Origin of the sequence: Variovorax sp. 679, assembly GCF_003952185.1 — a bacterium.
In the GTDB taxonomy this organism is placed as follows: Bacteria; Pseudomonadota; Gammaproteobacteria; order Burkholderiales; family Burkholderiaceae_C; genus Variovorax.
On record NZ_RXFS01000004.1, the window covers coordinates 478,927 to 495,351 of the forward strand.

Below are 16,425 nucleotides of genomic sequence, written 5' to 3' on the forward strand. Positions count from 1 at the left end.
GATGTACGTCGCAGTCAAGGGCGGCGAAACCGCCATCCTCAACAGCTACCGGCTGCTCGCCGAGCGGCGCCGCGGCGACGCGGATACGCCCGAGCTGTCGGTGCAGCAGATCCGCGAGCAGCTCAGGCTCGCAGTCGACCGCGTGATGACCGAAGGCTCGGTGTATGACCCCGAGCTGGCCGCGCTCGCCATCAAGCAGGCGGCGGGCGATGTGGTCGAGGCCATCTTCCTGCTGCGCGCCTACCGGGCCACGCTGCCGCGCCTGGGGACCAGCGTCGCGCTCGACACCGCGCGCATGCAGCTCGACCGCCGCATCTCCGCCACCTTCAAGGACCTGCCCGGCGGGCAGGTGCTGGGTGCGACCTACGACTACACGCAGCGCCTGCTCGACTTCACGCTGCTCGCGAACGGGCAGCAGGCCGAGGACACGCCCGCCGCGACACCGGCAAGCGAGGCGCCGGCCTTCACGCCGCGCGTGGTCGACCTGCTGAACCACGAGGGCCTGATCGAGACGCACGAGGTTCCCCCCGGCGACCCGGCCCCCGTGGACCTCACGCGCACGCCGCTGCGCTTTCCCGCCGACCGCGCGACGCGCCTGCAGAACCTCGCGCGAGGCGACGAGGGCTTCCTGCTCGCCATGGCCTACTCGACGCAGCGCGGCTACTCGCACAGCCATCCCTTCGTCGGCGAGATCCGCGTGGGCACCGTCGAACTCGAAGTCGTGCCGGAAGAGCTGGGCTTCGCCATCTCCATCGGCGACATGGCGCTCACCGAATGCGAGATGGTCAACCAGTTCGCCGGCAGCAAGACCGAGCCGCCGCAGTTCACGCGCGGCTACGGCCTGGCATTCGGACACAGCGAGCGCAAGGCGATGGCCATGAGCCTGGTCGACCGCGCGCTGCGCGCGGAAGAGCTGGGCGAGCCCGTCGAGGCGCCCGCGCAGATGCAGGAGTTCGTGCTCTCGCACAGCGACAGCCTGGAGGCCTCGGGCTTCGTGCAGCACCTGAAGCTGCCGCACTACGTCGACTTCCAGTCCGAACTCGAACTCGTTCGGAAGATGCGCGCCAACGGCGCAGGAGAAGAGCCGCAATGACCACCGCCACCACCGAATACAACTTCGCCTACCTCGACGAGCGCACCAAGCGCATGATCCGCCGTGCCGTCCTCAAGGCCGTGGCCATCCCCGGCTACCAGGTGCCCTTCGGCTCGCGCGAGATGCCGCTGCCCTACGGCTGGGGCACGGGCGGCATCCAGGTCACTGCCGCGGTCATCGGGCCGAAGGACGTGCTCAAGGTCATCGACCAGGGCTCGGACGACACCGTCAACGCGGTCAACATCCGCCGCTTCTTCCAGCGCACCACCGGCGTGGAGACCACCACGCGCACCGTCGACGCCACGCTCATCCAGACCCGCCACCGCATTCCCGAGGCGCCGCTGGCCGAAGGCCAGGTAATGGTCTACCAGGTGCCGGTGCCTGAGCCGATGCAGCGCCTGGAGCCGCGCGAGGCCGCCACACGCACGCTGCACGCGCTGGCCGAGTACGGCCTGATGCACGTCAAGCTCTACGAGGACATCGCGCGCTACGGCCACATCGCCACCACCTACGACTACCCGGTGCTGGTCAACGGCCGCTACGTGATGTCGCCTTCGCCGATCCCGAAGTTCGACAACCCCAAGATGCACATGAACCCCGCGCTGCAGCTCTTCGGAGCCGGGCGCGAGAAGCGCATCTACGCCGTGCCGCCCTACACGCCGGTCGAGAGCCTGTGCTTCGACGACCACCCCTTCGAGGTGCAGCGCTGGGACGAGCCGTGCGCGCTGTGCGGCGCGACCGACAGCTTCCTCGACGAAATCATCACGGACGACCGCGGCACCCGCATGCACGTGTGCTCGGACTCCGACCATTGCCATTCGCGCCAGCAGGAGCAGCAACAGGCTCCCGTGCCACGGCCCGAACCCGAACAGGCCCTTGCATGAACACCCCGAATACGAATTCCCCCTTGTTGCGCGTGCGCGGCATCGCCAAGCGTTATGGCGATCGCGTGGCATTGCACGACGCTTCGTTCGACCTCTGGCCCGGCGAGGTGCTGGCCGTGGTCGGCGAGTCCGGCTCGGGCAAGTCGACGCTGCTCAATGCCATTGCCGCGCGCGACAAACCCGACGCGGGCAGCGTCGAGTTCCAGGTGCGCGGCGGCGGCCTGCAGGAAGTGTTCACGATGACCGAGGCGCAGCAGCGCATGCTCGCGCGTACCGACTGGGGCTTCGTGCACCAGAACCCGGCCGACGGCCTGCGCATGGACGTGTCTGCCGGCGCGAACGTCGGCGAGCGGCTCATGGGCCTGGGCGAGCGCCACTATAGCCGCCTGCGTGCCACCGCCGCCGAATGGCTGGGCCGCGTCGAGATCGACCCGGCGCGCATCGACGACGCACCGCGCACCTTCTCGGGCGGCATGCGCCAGCGCCTGCAAATTGCGCGCAACCTCGTGACGCAGCCGCGCCTGGTGTTCATGGACGAGCCGACCTCGGGCCTCGACGTGTCGGTGCAGGCGCGCCTGCTCGACCTGCTGCGCCAGCTCACGCGGCAGATGCAGCTCGCGGCCATCGTCGTCACGCACGACCTGGCGGTGGCACGCCTGCTCGCGCACCGCATGCTGGTGATGCAGCAGGGGCGGGTGGTCGAGGCCGGCCTCACCGACCAGGTGCTCGACGACCCGCAGCACGCCTACACCCAACTGCTCGTTTCCTCGGTACTGCAACCATGATGGCAACTCCAATGCTTCAACTCCAGGGCGTGGCCAAGCGCTTCACGCTGCACCGGCAGAACAGCCTCGAGCTGCCCGTGTTCCATGACGTGGACCTGAGCGTGTCCGCCGGCGAATGCGTGGTGCTCGACGGCGCCTCCGGCCTCGGCAAGAGCACGCTGCTCAAGCTGGTCTACGCCAACTACCGCGCGAGCGCGGGCCGCATCACCGTGCAGTCGGCGGCCGGCCCGGTCGACGTGACGCAGGCGTCGCCGCGCGAGATGGTGAGCCTGCGGCGCGACACCATCGGCTACGTGAGCCAGTTCCTGCGCGTGATCCCGCGGGTGCCGGCGCTCGACGTGGTGGCCGAGCCGCTGGCCGAGGACGCGGGCGACGACCCCGCCGGCATCGAGGCCGCGCGCGAGGAAGCACGCCGCTGGCTCGCGCGCCTGCGCATTCCCGAGCGGCTGTGGCACCTGCCGCCCGCCACCTTCTCGGGCGGCGAGCAGCAGCGCATCAACATCGCGCGCAACATGATCAAGCCCAAGCCGTTGCTGCTGCTCGACGAGCCGACCGCCTCGCTCGACGCGGCCAACACCGACACCGTGATCTCGCTGATCCGCGAAGCCACCGCGCGCGGCGCCGCCACGGTCGGGATCTTTCACGATGCCGAGGTCGGCGCGGCCGTCGCGACGCGCCGCGTCGACGTCGGCGCCTTCAGGAGCAAGGGATGAGTGCGACGACGGTCTTTGCCAACGCACGCATGGTGCTGCCCGACGAGGTGATCTCGGGTGCCCTGACCGTGCACGGTGGGCGCATCGCAAGCATCGATGGCGGTCCCACCGCCGAAGGCTCTGTCGACCTCGACGGCGACTTCCTGCTGCCCGGCCTGGTGGAGGTGCACACCGACAACTTCGAGCGCCACCTGGTGCCGCGCCCGAAGGTGCACTGGAACCCGCTGCCCGCGCTGCTGGCGCACGACGCGGAGATGGCGGCCGCAGGCATCACCACGGTGTTCGACGCGCTCGGCGTCGGCGAGGCCGACCCCGAGAGCCTGCGCGGCAGCACCTGGGACGCGACGCTGGCCACGCTGGACGCCTGCGCCGCGCAGGACGTGCTGCGCGCGGACCATCACCTGCACGTGCGCTGCGAGCTGCCGGCGCCCAACACCATCGAGCTGTTCGAGCCGTTCAGGGGCCACCCGCGCGTGTCGCTGATCTCGCTGATGGATCACACGCCCGGCCAGCGGCAGTGGGAGAACATCGAACTCGCCCGCATCTACTACACCGGCAAGAAGGGCTGGAGCGACCGCAAGTTCGACGAGCGCGTGGCGCAGGCCGGCATGTTGCAGGCCGAGTACGCGCAGCCGCACCGGCGGCACTTCGTCGACTACTGCCGCGCGCACGGCATCGCGCTTGCGAGCCACGACGACACCACCGTGGCGCACGTCGAGCAGGCGCATGCGGAGGGCGCGAGCATGTCCGAGTTCCCGACCACGCTGGCTGCGGCGCGCGCTGCGCACGGGCTGGGCCTGTCGAACGTGATGGGCGGGCCCAACGTGATGCGCGGCGGATCGCACTCCGGCAATGTCGCCGCGGCCGAATTGGCGCGCCACGGGCTGCTCGACATCCTGTCGTCCGACTATGTGCCGAGCAGCCTGCTGGGCGCTGCGATGCGGCTGGTGAACGACGAGATCGCCACGCTGCCGCAGGCCGTCGCGATGGTGACGCGCACGCCGGCGCGTGCAGCCCGCCTGCATGACCGCGGCGCGCTGGAAGCCGGCCTGCGCGCCGATCTCGTGCAGGTGCGCATGTGCACGCTGTCCGACGGCGTGCGGCATCCGGTGGTGCGCGGCGTCTGGCGCGAAGGCCGCAGGGTGCTCTGAAAACCTCGCGCTCCAGGCCTGACATGCCGTCGTCGCCGAAGTGTCGCCGCCTCGTCACACGGCTTGGACAAACTCAACTTGTCTAGACGACTTGGAGACAAGAAATGAACGCCCTCCTGCGCATCCGCAAACTCGACAAGCACTTCGCCAACGGCCGGCACGCACTGCGCGACATCAACCTCGACGTGGCGCGCGGCGACATGGTGGCGCTCATCGGCGCATCAGGCTCGGGCAAGTCGACGCTGCTGCGCCACGTCGCCGGGCTGGTGGCGGCCGATGGCGGTTCGGAGTCGCTGATTGAAATCGACGGCTGCTGCGTGCAGCAGGGCGGCCGCATCCATCGCGACATCCGCAAGGTGCGCTCGCAGGTCGGCTTCGTGTTCCAGCAGTTCAATCTCGTTGCGCGGCTGCCTGTGCTGGTCAACGTGCTCGTGGGTTCGCTTCATCGCATGCCGTGGTGGCGCAGCTGGGCGCGCCTGTTCACCGCGCAGGAGCGCGCCCAGGCATTGGAGGCGCTGGCGCGCGTGGGCATCGCCGACTGCCATGCGCAGCGGGCATCCACGCTCTCGGGCGGACAGCAGCAGCGCGCCGCCATCGCGCGCACGCTGGTGCAGGGCGCGAAGGTGGTGCTGGCCGACGAGCCCATCGCCTCGCTCGACCCGGAGTCGTCGCGCAAGGTCATGGAGATCCTGGCGCGCATCAACCGCGAGGACGGCTGCACCGTCATCGTGTCGCTGCACCAGGTCGACATCGCGATGAAGTACTGCCCGCGCGTCGTGGCGCTGAACCAGGGCCGCGTGGTGTTCGACGGGCCCTCGTCGGCGCTCACGCCCGCGCTGCTGCACGAGCTGTACGGCGTGCAGGCCGAGGAGCTGCTGCGGCCCGCCGGGCCGGCACCCGAGCCGCAACCATCCGCCGCGCTGCCGTGGGGCGCACAGCCTGCAAGCGCGGCCTGATTTCCCCGGGGTGTCTTCGGACGCTCCCTTTCTTCCATCCCCCGTTTCCCCTCCGCATCCACTGGAGTCATGCATGATCAAGAAACTCATCGCCGCCGCGGCGTTCGGCCTCGGCATGGCCGGCGCATTCGCGCAGGACACCCTCAACATGGGCCTCATCTCGACCGAGTCGTCGCAGAACCTCAAGGCCGACTGGCAACCGCTGATCGACGACCTGAGCAAGCAGACCGGCCTGAAGGTCAATGCCTTCTTCGCGCCCGACTACGCCGGCATCATCGAAGGCATGCGCTTCAACAAGGTGCAGCTCGGCTGGTTCGGCAACAAGTCGGCCATGGAGGCGGTCGACCGCGCCAACGGTGAAGTCTTCGCGCAGAAGGTCAATGCCGACGGCACGCTGGGCTACTACTCGTACCTCATCGTCAACCGCGAGAGCCCGCTGCAGACGCTCGACGACGTGCTGAAGAACGCCAAGAGCCTGAGCTTCGGCAACGGCGAGCCGAACTCCACCTCGGGCTACCTGGTGCCGGGCTTCTACGTCTTCGCGCAGAACAAGGTCGACGCCAAGACCGCCTTCCGCATCACCCGCAGCGCCAACCACGAGACGAATGCGCTGGCCGTGGCCAACAAGCAGGTGGACGTGGCGACCAACAACAGCGAGAACCTGGAGAAGATCAAGGAACGCTTCCCCGAGAAGTTCAAGGACATCCGCGTGATCTGGACCTCGCCGCTGATCCCGCTCGATCCGCTGGTCATGCGCAAGGACCTGCCCGAGGCCACGAAGGCGAAGATCCGCAACTTCTTCGTCAACTACGCCAAGACCGATCCGCGCGAGAAGGAGATCGTCATGAAGATCTCGAAGCTCGCGGGCTTCAAGGAGTCGAGCGACAAGCAGCTGCTGCCGATCCGCCAGATCGAACTCTTCGGCCAGCGCAACAAGGTCGAGGCCGACGCCGCGCTGAACGACGCGGACAAGAAGGCGAAGCTGGCCGACATCGACAAGAAGCTGGCCGCGCTGAACTGAGCGCAAGACCGCTTCCTTTCCGACGACCGCTCGTTCGCCACCCATGTCTTCCTCGATCCCGATGAACCGCCCGCCGCTCGCCACGACGGCCCCCAAGCGCAACCTGGCGTGGCAGCTCTCCTGGGCCGCGCTGCTGCTCCTGCTGCTGGCCTCATGGAAGGGCGCCGACATGCGGCCGCTCGACCTGCTGCGGGACGGGGGCAACATGGCGACCTACGCCGCCGAGTTCTTTCCGCCCGACTTCACGCAGTGGCGCATCTACCTGCAGGAAATGCTGGTCACGCTGCAGATCGCGCTGTGGGGCACCGCGCTGGCGGTGGCCACTGCCGTGCCGCTGGCGCTGCTGGCCTCGGCCAACATCGTGCCGTGGTGGATCTACCAGCCGATGCGCCGGCTGATGGACAGCTGCCGCGCCATCAACGAGATGGTGTTTGCGATGCTGTTCGTGGTGGCCGTGGGCCTCGGCCCCTTCGCCGGCGTGCTGGCGCTGTGGGTACACACCACCGGCGTGCTGGCCAAGCTCTTCTCCGAGGCGGTGGAGGCGATCGACCCGCAGCCGGTGGAGGGCATCCGCTCGACCGGGGCGAGCGCCCTGCACGAGATCGTGTACGGCGTGCTGCCTCAGGTGATGCCGCTGTGGATCTCCTTCGCGCTCTACCGTTTCGAGTCGAACGTGCGCTCGGCGTCGGTGGTGGGCATGGTGGGTGCAGGCGGCATCGGCGTGGTGCTGTGGGAAATCATCCGCGGCTTCCAGTACGCCGAGACCTGCGCCGTGATGATCATCATCGTGATCAGCGTGAGCCTCATCGACCTGGTGTCGGCGCGCATCCGCAAGGTGCTGATCTGAGGCCGCGGCCCGGGGCCAAGCCCCGGACCCTGGTCAGGCCGCGCCCCGGAACCTCAGCGCCGCTTGCCGCACGACTTCGGCCAGCAGGCGTTCCTTGCCCTGCTTCTCGCGCAGCCAGCGCGCATCGTTGCGGTTCGATTCCACGCTGGTGCGCAGCTCGCCCAGCGCCTTGGTGGCGTTGAGCGCCTCGCTGTGCCATTCGAGCTGCGTCATCGTCATCAGGATGTGATCGCGCAGCGGCATGTGCTGGCCGGTGGCCGGGTCGACGTACACCGCGTCGAGGCCGAAGCGGCAGGCCTGGAAGCGGTTGTAGGTGTAGACGAGGTAGTCGTCCTCCGTCGGCTCGAAGGGCTGCTCCTGCAGGAACCAGGCGGCCAGCGACTGCACGTAGCCCGCGAGCGCGGCGGCGCGCTCCACGGTGAGCGGCGTGTCGAACACGCGGATCTCGATGGTGCCGAACTCGGGCTTGGGGCGGATGTCCCAGTAGAAGTCTTTCATGCTGCGCACGACGCCGGTGCGGGTCATTCGCTCGAAGTAGGCCTCGAATTCCTTCCAGCTCAGCGTGAAGGGCGCGCGGCCCGACAACGGAAACGCGAACACCGAGTTCAGCCGCGCCGAGTCGAACTGCGTGTCCTGCCCCTGCACGAAGGGCGAAGACGCCGACAGCGCGATGAAGTGCGGGATGTAGCGCGACATGCGGTGCAGCATCAGCAGCGCCGCGTCGGCGTCGGGGCAGCCGATGTGCACGTGCTGGCCGAAGATGGTGAACTGCTTGCTCAGGTAGCCGTAGAGCTCCGACAGTTCGCGAAAGCGCGGCTTGTCGTAGATGCGCCGCTCGTGCCACTGCTGGAAGGCGTGCGTGCCGCCGCCCACCACCGCGATGTTGAGCTTGTCGGCATTGCGGATCAGCGCCTCGCGGATCGGCGAGAGCTGCGTGATCACGTCCTGTGCCGAGTGGCAGATGTCGGTCGAGATCTCGATCATGCTCGACGTCATCTCGGGCACCACGCTGCCGGGCAGCGGGGTCTGCGCCATCAGGCGCAGCATGTCCTCGGCGTAGGGGGCGAGGTCGTAGTCGTGCGTGTTGACGAGCTGCAGTTCGAGCTCCACGCCCAGCGACAGCGCCTCCGACTTGTTGAAGGGTTCGAGCTTGACCGCGCGGCTCTCGGGGTCCGAGGGCAGCGGCGCCGAGCGCACGTCGTCGCTGTCCGGGTCGACGGGCGGCGTGCTGTTGTGGCTTGCGGTGCTCATCGCTGCGTGTCCTCCGTGATGCTGAAGGCCTGGGGCGCCCAGGGCACCGAACTCTCGCCCACCGCGTGGATGGCCAACGTGGCGAGCACCGCGCCCACCACCTCCATCAGCAGGATCGAGGGCAGCGCCACCTGCGTGATCATCGTGCCCAGCAGCGGCGAGGCGCTGGCGAAGTTGGAGGCGATGAGCAGTGCGATCGACGACAGCGGCGACATCGCGCAGCCGACCCAGAAGGCCTGCTTCCAGCTCGCGCCGCTGCCGGGGTTGGCGACGGCCACGCCGGCGATCTTGGTCAGCAGGCGCACGCCGATCACGGCCAGCACCACGCTGGCCACCGGCAAGGTCCAGTCGGCCTGCGCCGCCACGATCGACACCAGCACGAACATCAGCATGGTGAGCAGCGAGGAGGCCGTGCCCAGCTGCCGCTGCCAGGCCCAGGGCTTGGGGTTGAGCGTCTTGAGCAGCACGCCGCCGATCAGCGCCGCCAGCGGCGCCGAGCCGCCGATGTGCGCGGTGAGCGCGGCGCCCGCCGCGATGATCGCCAGCAGCAGGATCGACGTGTTCTCGCTCGACGGGCTCATCACCCGCAGCGCGGAGCGCAGCGCCAGCGCCATGATCGCGCCCACCACGAACGAGAGGCCCAGCACCACGGCAATGGGGTAGAGCTTCTGCAGCATGGTCTGCGGCGCGCGCTCGATCAGCCCCGCTTGCGCGTAGCCCAGTGCCAGCGCATAGAAGGTGTTGAGCGTGGCCAGCGTCATCGCGCGTTCGGTCACGGGGCCGGCGGCGCGGGTGTCGATGATCACGCGGCTCAGCACGGCCGGCGAGGCGACGATGGCCATCAGCGCGATCGGGTTGGCCACCGGCTCGGGCAGGCCCAGCAGCGTCAGGATCCAGTACACGCCGAAGTAGGTCAGCGTGGCTTCGAGCAGGCTCTGCACCAGCACCATCGGGTTGTGGCGGAACCAGCGCAGCGGCAGCCGCCCGCCGGCTTCGAACAGCACCACGGCCGCTCCGAGTTCGAGCAGGAAGAGGCTGATGCCGCGCAGCGGCCAGATCGCGCCCTCGAAGCCGGCGAAGCCGACCACGGCGCCGACCAGCGAGTAGCCGATCACCTTGGGAAGCCCCAGGTAGCGTTGCACCAGGTGGCCGGAAGCCGCCGCAGCCGCCAGCAGCAGCGACCACAGCACGGTGGGCAGGCCCGCCGAGGGGCGAACCCATTCGGACCAGAAACCCAGCAGATCGTTGAAGAAGCTCGTCAAATTCATCCAGGAAGGAAAAAGCTCACCGGCCGGCTGCGCCAGCGGGCCCAGATCGCGCTGCGGATGCGCGCGCGGTCACCCAGGCTCACGCTGTGCGCGCGCAGCGCCAGCCGGAAAGCGAAGTAGAAACTCACGCTCACGTTGAGCGCGCCGATGACCGGGATCGCCGCCACCGCCCACCACAGCGCGGGCTGCTGCAGCACTGCCAGACCGGTCGATGCCGCGGCTGCGGCGATCTGTCCGGCAGACAGTGTCACGTGCCGCACATCCAGCCCGAGCCCGAAGAAACCCGCGAACGCGGGCAGCAGTCCGAGCATGAGTCCCAGCGAGATGTTGGAGGCGAAGCCTGAGATGTGTGTGCGCATGAAATCGGCCCAGCGGCGAGCCCGTGCGGCGCCCAGAAAGGCGCCAATGCGGGGGTTGTACCGCATGGCCGAGTCCATCCGATGCAGGACAAAGGCGTTTTCTGTCCATCCGGCGATGATGCTGGCCGAAAACAGCAGGATGCCGGTGATTGCCGCATAAAGCGCGGTCGGGCCGGCCAGCGACAGCGATTTCAGCGTGGCGGCCGCGTGGGCGGCGTTGAGCAGCGGCCGACCCAGCGCCAGCTGGGCCAGCAGCGCGACGGCCGCCATCGCCGGCACCACCACCAATACGTTGCCCAGCACCGCCGCCACCTGCGAGCGCACGAGGTTCGCGACCTCGTCGACGAAATCGCTCACCGCCGCGTCCGACTTGATGTCGCGCAGCCGCGCCGCCAGGGCCGGCGCCGTCATCGCGGGCTGCTTGGTGGCCAGCGTCAGGTGCAGCAGCTGTATGGCGACGAAGCTGGCCGCGTACATCAGCCCTGCGGCCAGTCCGCTCCAGAAGGCCGACAGGCCCAGCGCGTAGATGCTGAACTTCAGCAGCACCGTGATGGAGGTGAGCGCGCCGCCGCCGGCGGCCTTCTTCACCATCTGCAGGTAGCTGGCGCGGTCGCGGGTGATGTAGTGCTCGCCGGTCTCGGCGCTGCGCTCGGTCACCTTGGCGGCCAGCATCGACGAATTGGAGGCGATCAGCGCCCGGATGCTGTTGCGCTCGCCGCCGGCCAGCACCAGCCTGCCGACCAGCCGCGCCACGCTGGGGCCGGGGTTGGGCGCCATCAGGCAGTCGAGCAGCTCGCGGATGCGCAGCACCCGCTCGCGCAGCTGGCGCAGCCGGAACACCAGGCCGACCGAGATGCCGTTGTCTTCCAGGTGCGTGTAGACCGAGGCGGCGCCGCCTCGGCAGGCGTCGAGCCGGTCGCGGAAGGCGACGAAGGCGGCCTGCAGCGCCTCCTCGTTGCGCGGCTCGCCGGGGCGGTCGAACATCTGCTCGCGCAGTTCGTCGAGGTCGGCCATCAGCGAGTGGAAGGGGCGCGTCTCGCCCAGCACCTCGGAGTTCATGCGCAGGCGCAATTCCGGCGAGAAGCCGGCCGCCACCACCTGGCTGCTGCAGTAGGTGACGGCGTCCATCACCGTGTGGCGCCAGCGCGGCGCGCCGTCTTCGTCGAGCGCGGCGTCGGCCAGCAATGCGCCGATGCGGGCGAGCTGCGTCTCGTCGAGCAGCGCGATCCAGCCCGCGTCGAACACGCCGGGCAGCACCATGCGGAACAGGTCCGAGGCGTCGGTGGTCTCGGGCGTGCCGGGCAGGATCTTGCGGCGCAGCCTCTCGCCGAGCTCGCTCGCGAAGGCGGTGCGCGGGGCGAAGCCGTAGTCGGCCAGCAGCGTGGTCAGGTCGACCGTCCGCGTGAAGGCGCGCCACCAGGCGCGAAGCCGCTCGCGCAGTTCGGGCCGGGCCTCGATGGCGTCGAGCAGCAGCTGCACGCGGCCGATGGCCGCCTGGGGCGAGGCGCGGTCGCCGCGCACCCAGTCGAAGATGTTGATGAGCCAGATGTGGCGCTGCGCCACATCGGCCGTGGGATCGAGGCCGGCAAGCAGCCCCTGCAAGTCGCGCGATGCGGCAGCCATGTCGGGGGGCGGGGGGAAGAAAAAGAGAGGGCGCTGCGCTCAGTGCAGGACGCGAGAGACCGGGGCTCCGCCGATGTCGGCTTCGAGCACGAACATCGGAATCGGCACGTCGAAGCGCTCGCCTTCTTCCGTCACCACGAAGTAGCTGCCGTGCATCGTGCCGCTGGGCGCCTGCAGGCGGCAGCCGCTGGTGTAGCGGAAGGATTCGCCCGGTGCCAGCAGCGGCTGCTGGCCGATCACGCCCAGGCCCTTGACCTCCTGCGCATGCCCCGAGGCGTCGTTGATGAGCCAGTGGCGCGCGATCAGCTGGGCGGCCACCGAACCCGTGTTCGTGACGGTGACCGTGTACGAGAAGGTGTAGATGTTGTCCTTGGCCGAAGACTGGTCGGCCAGGTAGCGCGGCTCGACTTGTACGCTGAAGGGGCTGTGTGACATGGGGCGCATGGTAACGGAGGCCTTTGGTCGGGCTTGCGCCGGCTGCGAGAATCAGGGGCTATGAGCACCCCGTTCCGCATCGCGCCCTCCATCCTGTCCGCCGACTTCGCGCACCTCGGCAAAGAACTGACCGACGTGATCGCGGCCGGCGCCGACTGGATCCATTTCGACGTGATGGACAACCACTACGTGCCGAACCTGACCTTCGGCCCGATGATCTGCCAGGCGCTCAAGCCCTACGCGAAAACCGCCGACGGCACCCCGGTGCCCGTCGACGTGCATCTGATGATCCAGCCGGTCGACGCATTGGCAGCCTCTTTCGCGCAAGCGGGCGCTGACTACATCAGCTTCCACCCCGACGCCTCGCCCCACACGCACCGCAGCATCCAGGCCATCAAGGCGGCCGGCTGCAAGGCCGGGCTGGTGTTCAACCCGGGGCTGGGCCTGGAGGCGCTGGACTGGGCCATCGACGACATCGACCTGATCCTCATCATGAGCGTCAACCCCGGCTTCGGCGGCCAGAGCTTCATCGACTCGGCCCTGCGCAAGATCGAGCAGGCGCGCAAGCGCATCGAGCAGAGCGGGCGCGACATCCGCCTGGAGGTCGACGGCGGCATCAAGGCCGACAACATCGCGCGCGTGGCTTCGGCCGGCGCCGACACCTTCGTGGCCGGCAGCGCGATCTTCAATGCCAAGGACTACGGCGCCGTCATCACCGACATGCGCAAGCAGCTGGCGGGCGTCGCCAAGGCCTGAACCGGGTCGCGGCAAGGCGGTCGCGGGGCCGCCGGTTGCTATTGAATGAATAGCGCTTTTGCGGACAGGGAAAGGGCTCCGCAATAATCCCCCGATGTCTTCCGATCCTTTTGCCGGCGTGGCCACCGACAGCCTGCGCATCCACGCCTTCGCCTCGCTGAACCCCGGTCCCCGCCTGCTCGTGATGGGCGGCGTGCACGGCGACGAAGTCTCCGGCACCCTGGGCATCGAGCGCGTGCTGGCCGAATTCGCGGCCGGCTCGCTGCGGCTGCTGCGCGGCGAGCTGACCATGGTGCCCGTCGCCAACCCGCTCGCGCGGCGGCGCCTGCAGCGCGAGGGCGAGCGCAACCTCAACCGCCTGTTCCGTCCCACCGAGGCGCCGGCCGACTACGAGGCCCGCGTGACCAACGTGCTGGCCCCTCTCATCGAGCGCCACGAGGTGCTGCTCGACCTGCATTCCTTCCAGAGCGAGGGCGAGGCCTTCGCCATGATCGGCCCGCGCGACAACAGCGGCACGCTGGAGCCCTTCGCCCGTTCGTTCGAGGAAGGCCAGCTCGCGCTGCACATCGGCACGCCCATCGTGGTGGAGGGCTGGCTCGACATCTACGCCGCCGGCCTCGCGCAGCGCGCGGGCGGTGCACCGGCCAGCGAGGCCGAACTCGACTTCGGCCGCGGCACCAACGAATACATCCGCAGCCGCGGCGGCTACGGCGTCACGCTCGAATGCGGCCAGCACCTCGACCCGCAGGCGCCCGAGGTCGCGTGGCGCGCCATCCGCCGCACGCTCGCGCTGCTGGGCATGGCCGAGCTGCCCGAGGGGCTTTCGGGCGGCCCCGCGCAGCCGCCGAAGCTGCTGCGCCTTGCCAGCGTGACCGACCGCCTGCACGAGGAAGACAGCTTCGTGCGCGACTGGGCCACCTTCGACGAAGTGCAGCGCGGCGAGCCCATCGGCATGCGCCACGACGGCACGCTGGTGAGCGCGCCCGACGACGGCTTCATCGTGTTTCCCAACGCGATGGCGCTGCCGGGCGCCGAGTGGTTCTACTTCGCGCACCCGAGCGAACGCCGGCTCGGGGCGGTGACCTGACCGCGCCTTCGGCTCAGCGCGCGATGCCGATGGTCGCCGTCGCGGTGTAGCCGGCGGCGACGCTGCCGCTCATGGTCGGCGTCATCGCCGCGATCTGCGCCGAGGTGTTGTCGCCGAACACGTTGTCGGTGGAGAGACTGATCGCCGCGAAGTTCGCCACGCTTTTTGTGTAGCCCGTGGCGTAGGGGTACACCGCGCTGCACACGGCACTGGGCATCGCCAGCTGCGAGGTCAGGACCGAGTTCTTTCCGGTCGTGGCGGTGGAAAGGCTCTGGAACACCTCGAAATGGATGTGCGGCCAGCGGCCCGAATAGCAGCCCGGAAAGATCGTCGTGAACGTCACCTGCCCGTTGCTGTCGGTCACCTGCACGCCGCGCAGGTAGCTCTCGGTGGGCGCCGAGTACAGCGAATAGTTGCCGTCGCGGTCGCAGTGCCACAGGTAGATCGCGTAGCCCGAAAGCGGCGCGCAGCTCGATGAGGTGTTCAGCAGCGTGAGCGTCAGCGTCGTCTGCACGCCGCCCGCCTGCGTGGTGGTGCCGAGGAAGCTGCTGCGGATGTCGCTGCGCACGATGCCGCTGGCGGTGAGGATGTCGGAGGTCGAGCCCGACGAGCTGTTGGTGCCGTCCGCCGGATACGGCCCCGCCGTCTCGCCGGGCAGCGCGGTGCAACTGCTGCTGCTGGAACTGCTCGTGCTGCTGCCGGTGGTCGTGGATGAGCTCGACGTGGAAGTGGCCGGCGTCGTCGTGCTCGCCGAGGTCGTGCCCGAGGCCGCGACCAGCCCCGCGAGGCTGCTGCTTGCGTCGGAACCTCCTCCGCCGCCACCGCAGCCGCCCAGCAGAAGCGCCGGGCCGGCCGCGGCGGCGGAGCCGAGCCACGCCAGCGCCCGGCGGCGCTGGAGACCGAGCTGCGCAGCCATCAGCGGAAGATCGTCGGCCAGGTTGTGGCCGTGCACCGGTTCGGCGACCGCGTGCCTCCGGCCGTGCTTGTGGTTGTGGTTCTGCCCGGGCTGCCGGTATTCTGGAATCGACACTTTTGCTCCTCGATCGTGGTTGGAGCGGCGAGCGTCGGGCCGCGATGTTGCTCGCGGATTTCACCGTATGGCAGCTTGTTGCGAGGCCGTTGCCTGCTAGCCGGTCGCCTCCTCGGTCGTGACTTCGAAGCGCCGCAGCTCGTTCGCGCCGAACACCATCGTGATCGGAACGTCCGCCGCGTCGCGCCCGCGCCCGATCACCACGCGGCCGATGCGCGGCGTGTTGTGCCGCGCATCGAAGGTGTGCCAGCGGTCGCCCAGGTAGGCCTCGAACCATGCGCTGAAATCCATCGGGGAGCGCACGGGCGGCACGCCGATGTCGCCGAGATAGCCCGTCACGTAGCGCGCCGGGATGTTCATGCAGCGGCACAGCGCGATCGCCAGGTGCGCGAAGTCGCGGCACACGCCCGTGCCTTCGCGAAAACCCTCCAGCGCGGTGCGCGTGGGTCGCGCGCTCGCGTAGTCGAAGCGCAGGTGCCGGTGCACGAAGTCGCAGATCGCCTGCACGCGCGGCCAGCCGGGCGTCACGTTCCTGAAGTTGGCCCAGGCGAACGCCAGCAGCTCGCTGTCGACCTCGCAATAGCGGCTGGGCAGCACGAAGGGCAGCGTTTCCACCGGAAGATCGGCTGCGGCGTGCTCGCGGGCGCTCAGGTCCACGGGGTCGGGCCAGCCGGTGTCGTACACCACCGCATGGTTGCGCAGGCGCACGTTGCTCACTCCCGCAGGAACATGCACGCGCGCGCAGCTGTTGCCGAAGCCGTCCTGGTAGTGGTCCGTGGGCAGCGGCGGGGTGAGCGTGATGTGCTCTCCGCCCTGCAGGGCTCCGGCGTGCGACGGATGCACCTGCAGCATGTAGATGACGGCCGTGGGCGCGGTGACGCCGAGTTCGATGTCGAAACCGATCCTGATCTGCATGGAGATACTTTCTTCCCGGTGCTATCCGGGCGATCCTGGTGAAGTGGCCGGTGCGCGAGGCAGTGAGCGACAAGCACGAAAGATGCCGTGATGCCGTCGCCGACCCATCCTATGCGACGAACCCTTTCACCGCTGCGGCGATGGCCCTCGAAGCTGCGTAGGCGCGCGCGATGCGCTGTCGGCGCACTCCTACCTTGTGCGCATTCCTTCTCCCACAGCGGTGGGAGGGCGGCCACTACGGGGCGCGGACC

At 69.0% G+C, this 16,425-nt stretch carries 16 protein-coding genes; 10 read left to right on the forward strand and 6 right to left on the reverse strand.

The annotated features are described in order from the left end of the window. Position 1 precedes the first annotated feature (1 nt). The 8 genes from EJO71_RS12660 (at position 2) to phnE (ending at position 7,450) form a co-directional block, all read left to right on the forward strand. Positions 2-1,093, forward strand: coding sequence for a carbon-phosphorus lyase complex subunit PhnI (locus EJO71_RS12660; RefSeq protein WP_125949058.1), 1,092 nt, complete (start codon positions 2-4; stop codon positions 1,091-1,093). After that, positions 1,090-1,977, forward strand: coding sequence for an alpha-D-ribose 1-methylphosphonate 5-phosphate C-P-lyase PhnJ (locus EJO71_RS12665; RefSeq protein WP_125949059.1), 888 nt, complete (start codon positions 1,090-1,092; stop codon positions 1,975-1,977). The genes EJO71_RS12660 and EJO71_RS12665 overlap by 4 nt, the downstream gene beginning before the upstream one ends. After that, positions 1,974-2,762: a phosphonate C-P lyase system protein PhnK gene (phnK, locus tag EJO71_RS12670; protein WP_125949060.1), complete on the forward strand. Its 789-nt coding sequence runs from the start codon at positions 1,974-1,976 to the stop codon at positions 2,760-2,762. Before EJO71_RS12665 ends, phnK begins: the two co-directional genes overlap by 4 nt. Then, positions 2,762-3,475, forward strand: coding sequence for a phosphonate C-P lyase system protein PhnL (gene phnL / locus EJO71_RS12675; protein ID WP_125949165.1), 714 nt, complete (start codon positions 2,762-2,764; stop codon positions 3,473-3,475). The genes phnK and phnL overlap by 1 nt, the downstream gene beginning before the upstream one ends. Then, positions 3,472-4,626: an alpha-D-ribose 1-methylphosphonate 5-triphosphate diphosphatase gene (locus tag EJO71_RS12680; protein WP_125949061.1), complete on the forward strand. Its 1,155-nt coding sequence runs from the start codon at positions 3,472-3,474 to the stop codon at positions 4,624-4,626. Before phnL ends, EJO71_RS12680 begins: the two co-directional genes overlap by 4 nt. Before the next feature lie 104 nt (positions 4,627-4,730). Continuing rightward, positions 4,731-5,582 (forward strand): phosphonate ABC transporter ATP-binding protein, encoded by an 852-nt coding sequence (gene phnC, locus EJO71_RS12685; protein ID WP_125949062.1) that lies wholly within the window; start codon positions 4,731-4,733, stop codon positions 5,580-5,582. A 73-nt stretch (positions 5,583-5,655) separates the two neighbouring features. After that, the gene (phnD, locus tag EJO71_RS12690) at positions 5,656-6,603 is read left to right on the forward strand and encodes a phosphonate ABC transporter substrate-binding protein (RefSeq protein WP_125949063.1); all 948 of its coding nucleotides are present in this window, start codon (positions 5,656-5,658) and stop codon (positions 6,601-6,603) included. Positions 6,604-6,646: 43 nt separating this feature from the next. Beyond that, a complete protein-coding gene (gene phnE / locus EJO71_RS12695) occupies positions 6,647-7,450 on the forward strand; it encodes a phosphonate ABC transporter, permease protein PhnE (RefSeq protein ID WP_125949064.1) in 804 nt (267 codons plus the stop codon). Between the two features lie 33 nt (positions 7,451-7,483). Here phnE and EJO71_RS12700 read toward each other — a convergent pair whose 3' ends face one another. Genes EJO71_RS12700 through apaG form a run of 4 tightly spaced genes read right to left on the reverse strand, consistent with a single transcriptional unit; the run spans position 7,484 to position 12,386 of the window. Then, the gene (locus tag EJO71_RS12700) at positions 7,484-8,701 is read right to left on the reverse strand and encodes a YbdK family carboxylate-amine ligase (RefSeq protein ID WP_125949065.1); all 1,218 of its coding nucleotides are present in this window, start codon (positions 8,699-8,701) and stop codon (positions 7,484-7,486) included. Next, positions 8,698-9,969, reverse strand: a complete 1,272-nt coding sequence (locus tag EJO71_RS12705; protein ID WP_125949066.1) for a cation:proton antiporter — start codon at positions 9,967-9,969, stop codon at positions 8,698-8,700. The genes EJO71_RS12700 and EJO71_RS12705 overlap by 4 nt, the downstream gene beginning before the upstream one ends. Continuing rightward, positions 9,966-11,951 carry a site-specific recombinase gene (locus tag EJO71_RS12710; RefSeq protein ID WP_125949067.1) on the reverse strand — a complete coding sequence of 662 codons (1,986 nt, stop codon included), beginning with the start codon at positions 11,949-11,951 and terminating at the stop codon, positions 9,966-9,968. The genes EJO71_RS12705 and EJO71_RS12710 overlap by 4 nt, the downstream gene beginning before the upstream one ends. A gap of 39 nt (positions 11,952-11,990) precedes the next feature. Then, complete coding sequence (gene apaG / locus EJO71_RS12715; protein WP_125949068.1) at positions 11,991-12,386, reverse strand: Co2+/Mg2+ efflux protein ApaG; 396 nt, start codon at positions 12,384-12,386, stop codon at positions 11,991-11,993. A 60-nt stretch (positions 12,387-12,446) separates the two neighbouring features. Here apaG and rpe point away from each other — a divergent pair, with 60 nt between their 5' ends. Continuing rightward, complete coding sequence (rpe, locus tag EJO71_RS12720) at positions 12,447-13,142, forward strand: ribulose-phosphate 3-epimerase (protein ID WP_125949069.1); 696 nt, start codon at positions 12,447-12,449, stop codon at positions 13,140-13,142. A gap of 94 nt (positions 13,143-13,236) precedes the next feature. Continuing rightward, complete coding sequence (locus EJO71_RS12725; protein WP_125949070.1) at positions 13,237-14,229, forward strand: succinylglutamate desuccinylase/aspartoacylase family protein; 993 nt, start codon at positions 13,237-13,239, stop codon at positions 14,227-14,229. Between the two features lie 13 nt (positions 14,230-14,242). Here the strand turns inward: EJO71_RS12725 and EJO71_RS12730 are convergent, their stop codons facing one another. Then, positions 14,243-15,259 (reverse strand): intradiol ring-cleavage dioxygenase, encoded by a 1,017-nt coding sequence (locus EJO71_RS12730; protein ID WP_240651375.1) that lies wholly within the window; start codon positions 15,257-15,259, stop codon positions 14,243-14,245. A gap of 96 nt (positions 15,260-15,355) precedes the next feature. After that, positions 15,356-16,174 carry a transglutaminase family protein gene (locus EJO71_RS12735; RefSeq protein ID WP_125949071.1) on the reverse strand — a complete coding sequence of 273 codons (819 nt, stop codon included), beginning with the start codon at positions 16,172-16,174 and terminating at the stop codon, positions 15,356-15,358. Positions 16,175-16,425: the final 251 nt, after the last annotated feature.

Excerpts from the sequence above, each read along its gene's own strand:
- EJO71_RS12660 (WP_125949058.1), top strand. The coding sequence starts at position 2 with ATGTACGTCGCAGTCAAGGGCGGCGAAACCGCCATCCTCAACAGCTAC.
- EJO71_RS12665 (WP_125949059.1), top strand. The coding sequence starts at position 1,090 with ATGACCACCGCCACCACCGAATACAACTTCGCCTACCTCGACGAGCGC.
- phnK (WP_125949060.1), top strand. The coding sequence starts at position 1,974 with ATGAACACCCCGAATACGAATTCCCCCTTGTTGCGCGTGCGCGGCATC.
- phnL (WP_125949165.1), top strand. The coding sequence starts at position 2,762 with ATGGCAACTCCAATGCTTCAACTCCAGGGCGTGGCCAAGCGCTTCACG.
- EJO71_RS12680 (WP_125949061.1), top strand. The coding sequence starts at position 3,472 with ATGAGTGCGACGACGGTCTTTGCCAACGCACGCATGGTGCTGCCCGAC.
- phnC (WP_125949062.1), top strand. The coding sequence starts at position 4,731 with ATGAACGCCCTCCTGCGCATCCGCAAACTCGACAAGCACTTCGCCAAC.
- phnD (WP_125949063.1), top strand. The coding sequence starts at position 5,656 with ATGATCAAGAAACTCATCGCCGCCGCGGCGTTCGGCCTCGGCATGGCC.
- phnE (WP_125949064.1), top strand. The coding sequence starts at position 6,647 with ATGTCTTCCTCGATCCCGATGAACCGCCCGCCGCTCGCCACGACGGCC.
- EJO71_RS12700 (WP_125949065.1), bottom strand. The coding sequence starts at position 8,701 with ATGAGCACCGCAAGCCACAACAGCACGCCGCCCGTCGACCCGGACAGC.
- EJO71_RS12705 (WP_125949066.1), bottom strand. The coding sequence starts at position 9,969 with ATGAATTTGACGAGCTTCTTCAACGATCTGCTGGGTTTCTGGTCCGAA.
- EJO71_RS12710 (WP_125949067.1), bottom strand. The coding sequence starts at position 11,951 with ATGGCTGCCGCATCGCGCGACTTGCAGGGGCTGCTTGCCGGCCTCGAT.
- apaG (WP_125949068.1), bottom strand. The coding sequence starts at position 12,386 with ATGTCACACAGCCCCTTCAGCGTACAAGTCGAGCCGCGCTACCTGGCC.
- rpe (WP_125949069.1), top strand. The coding sequence starts at position 12,447 with ATGAGCACCCCGTTCCGCATCGCGCCCTCCATCCTGTCCGCCGACTTC.
- EJO71_RS12725 (WP_125949070.1), top strand. The coding sequence starts at position 13,237 with ATGTCTTCCGATCCTTTTGCCGGCGTGGCCACCGACAGCCTGCGCATC.
- EJO71_RS12735 (WP_125949071.1), bottom strand. The coding sequence starts at position 16,174 with ATGCAGATCAGGATCGGTTTCGACATCGAACTCGGCGTCACCGCGCCC.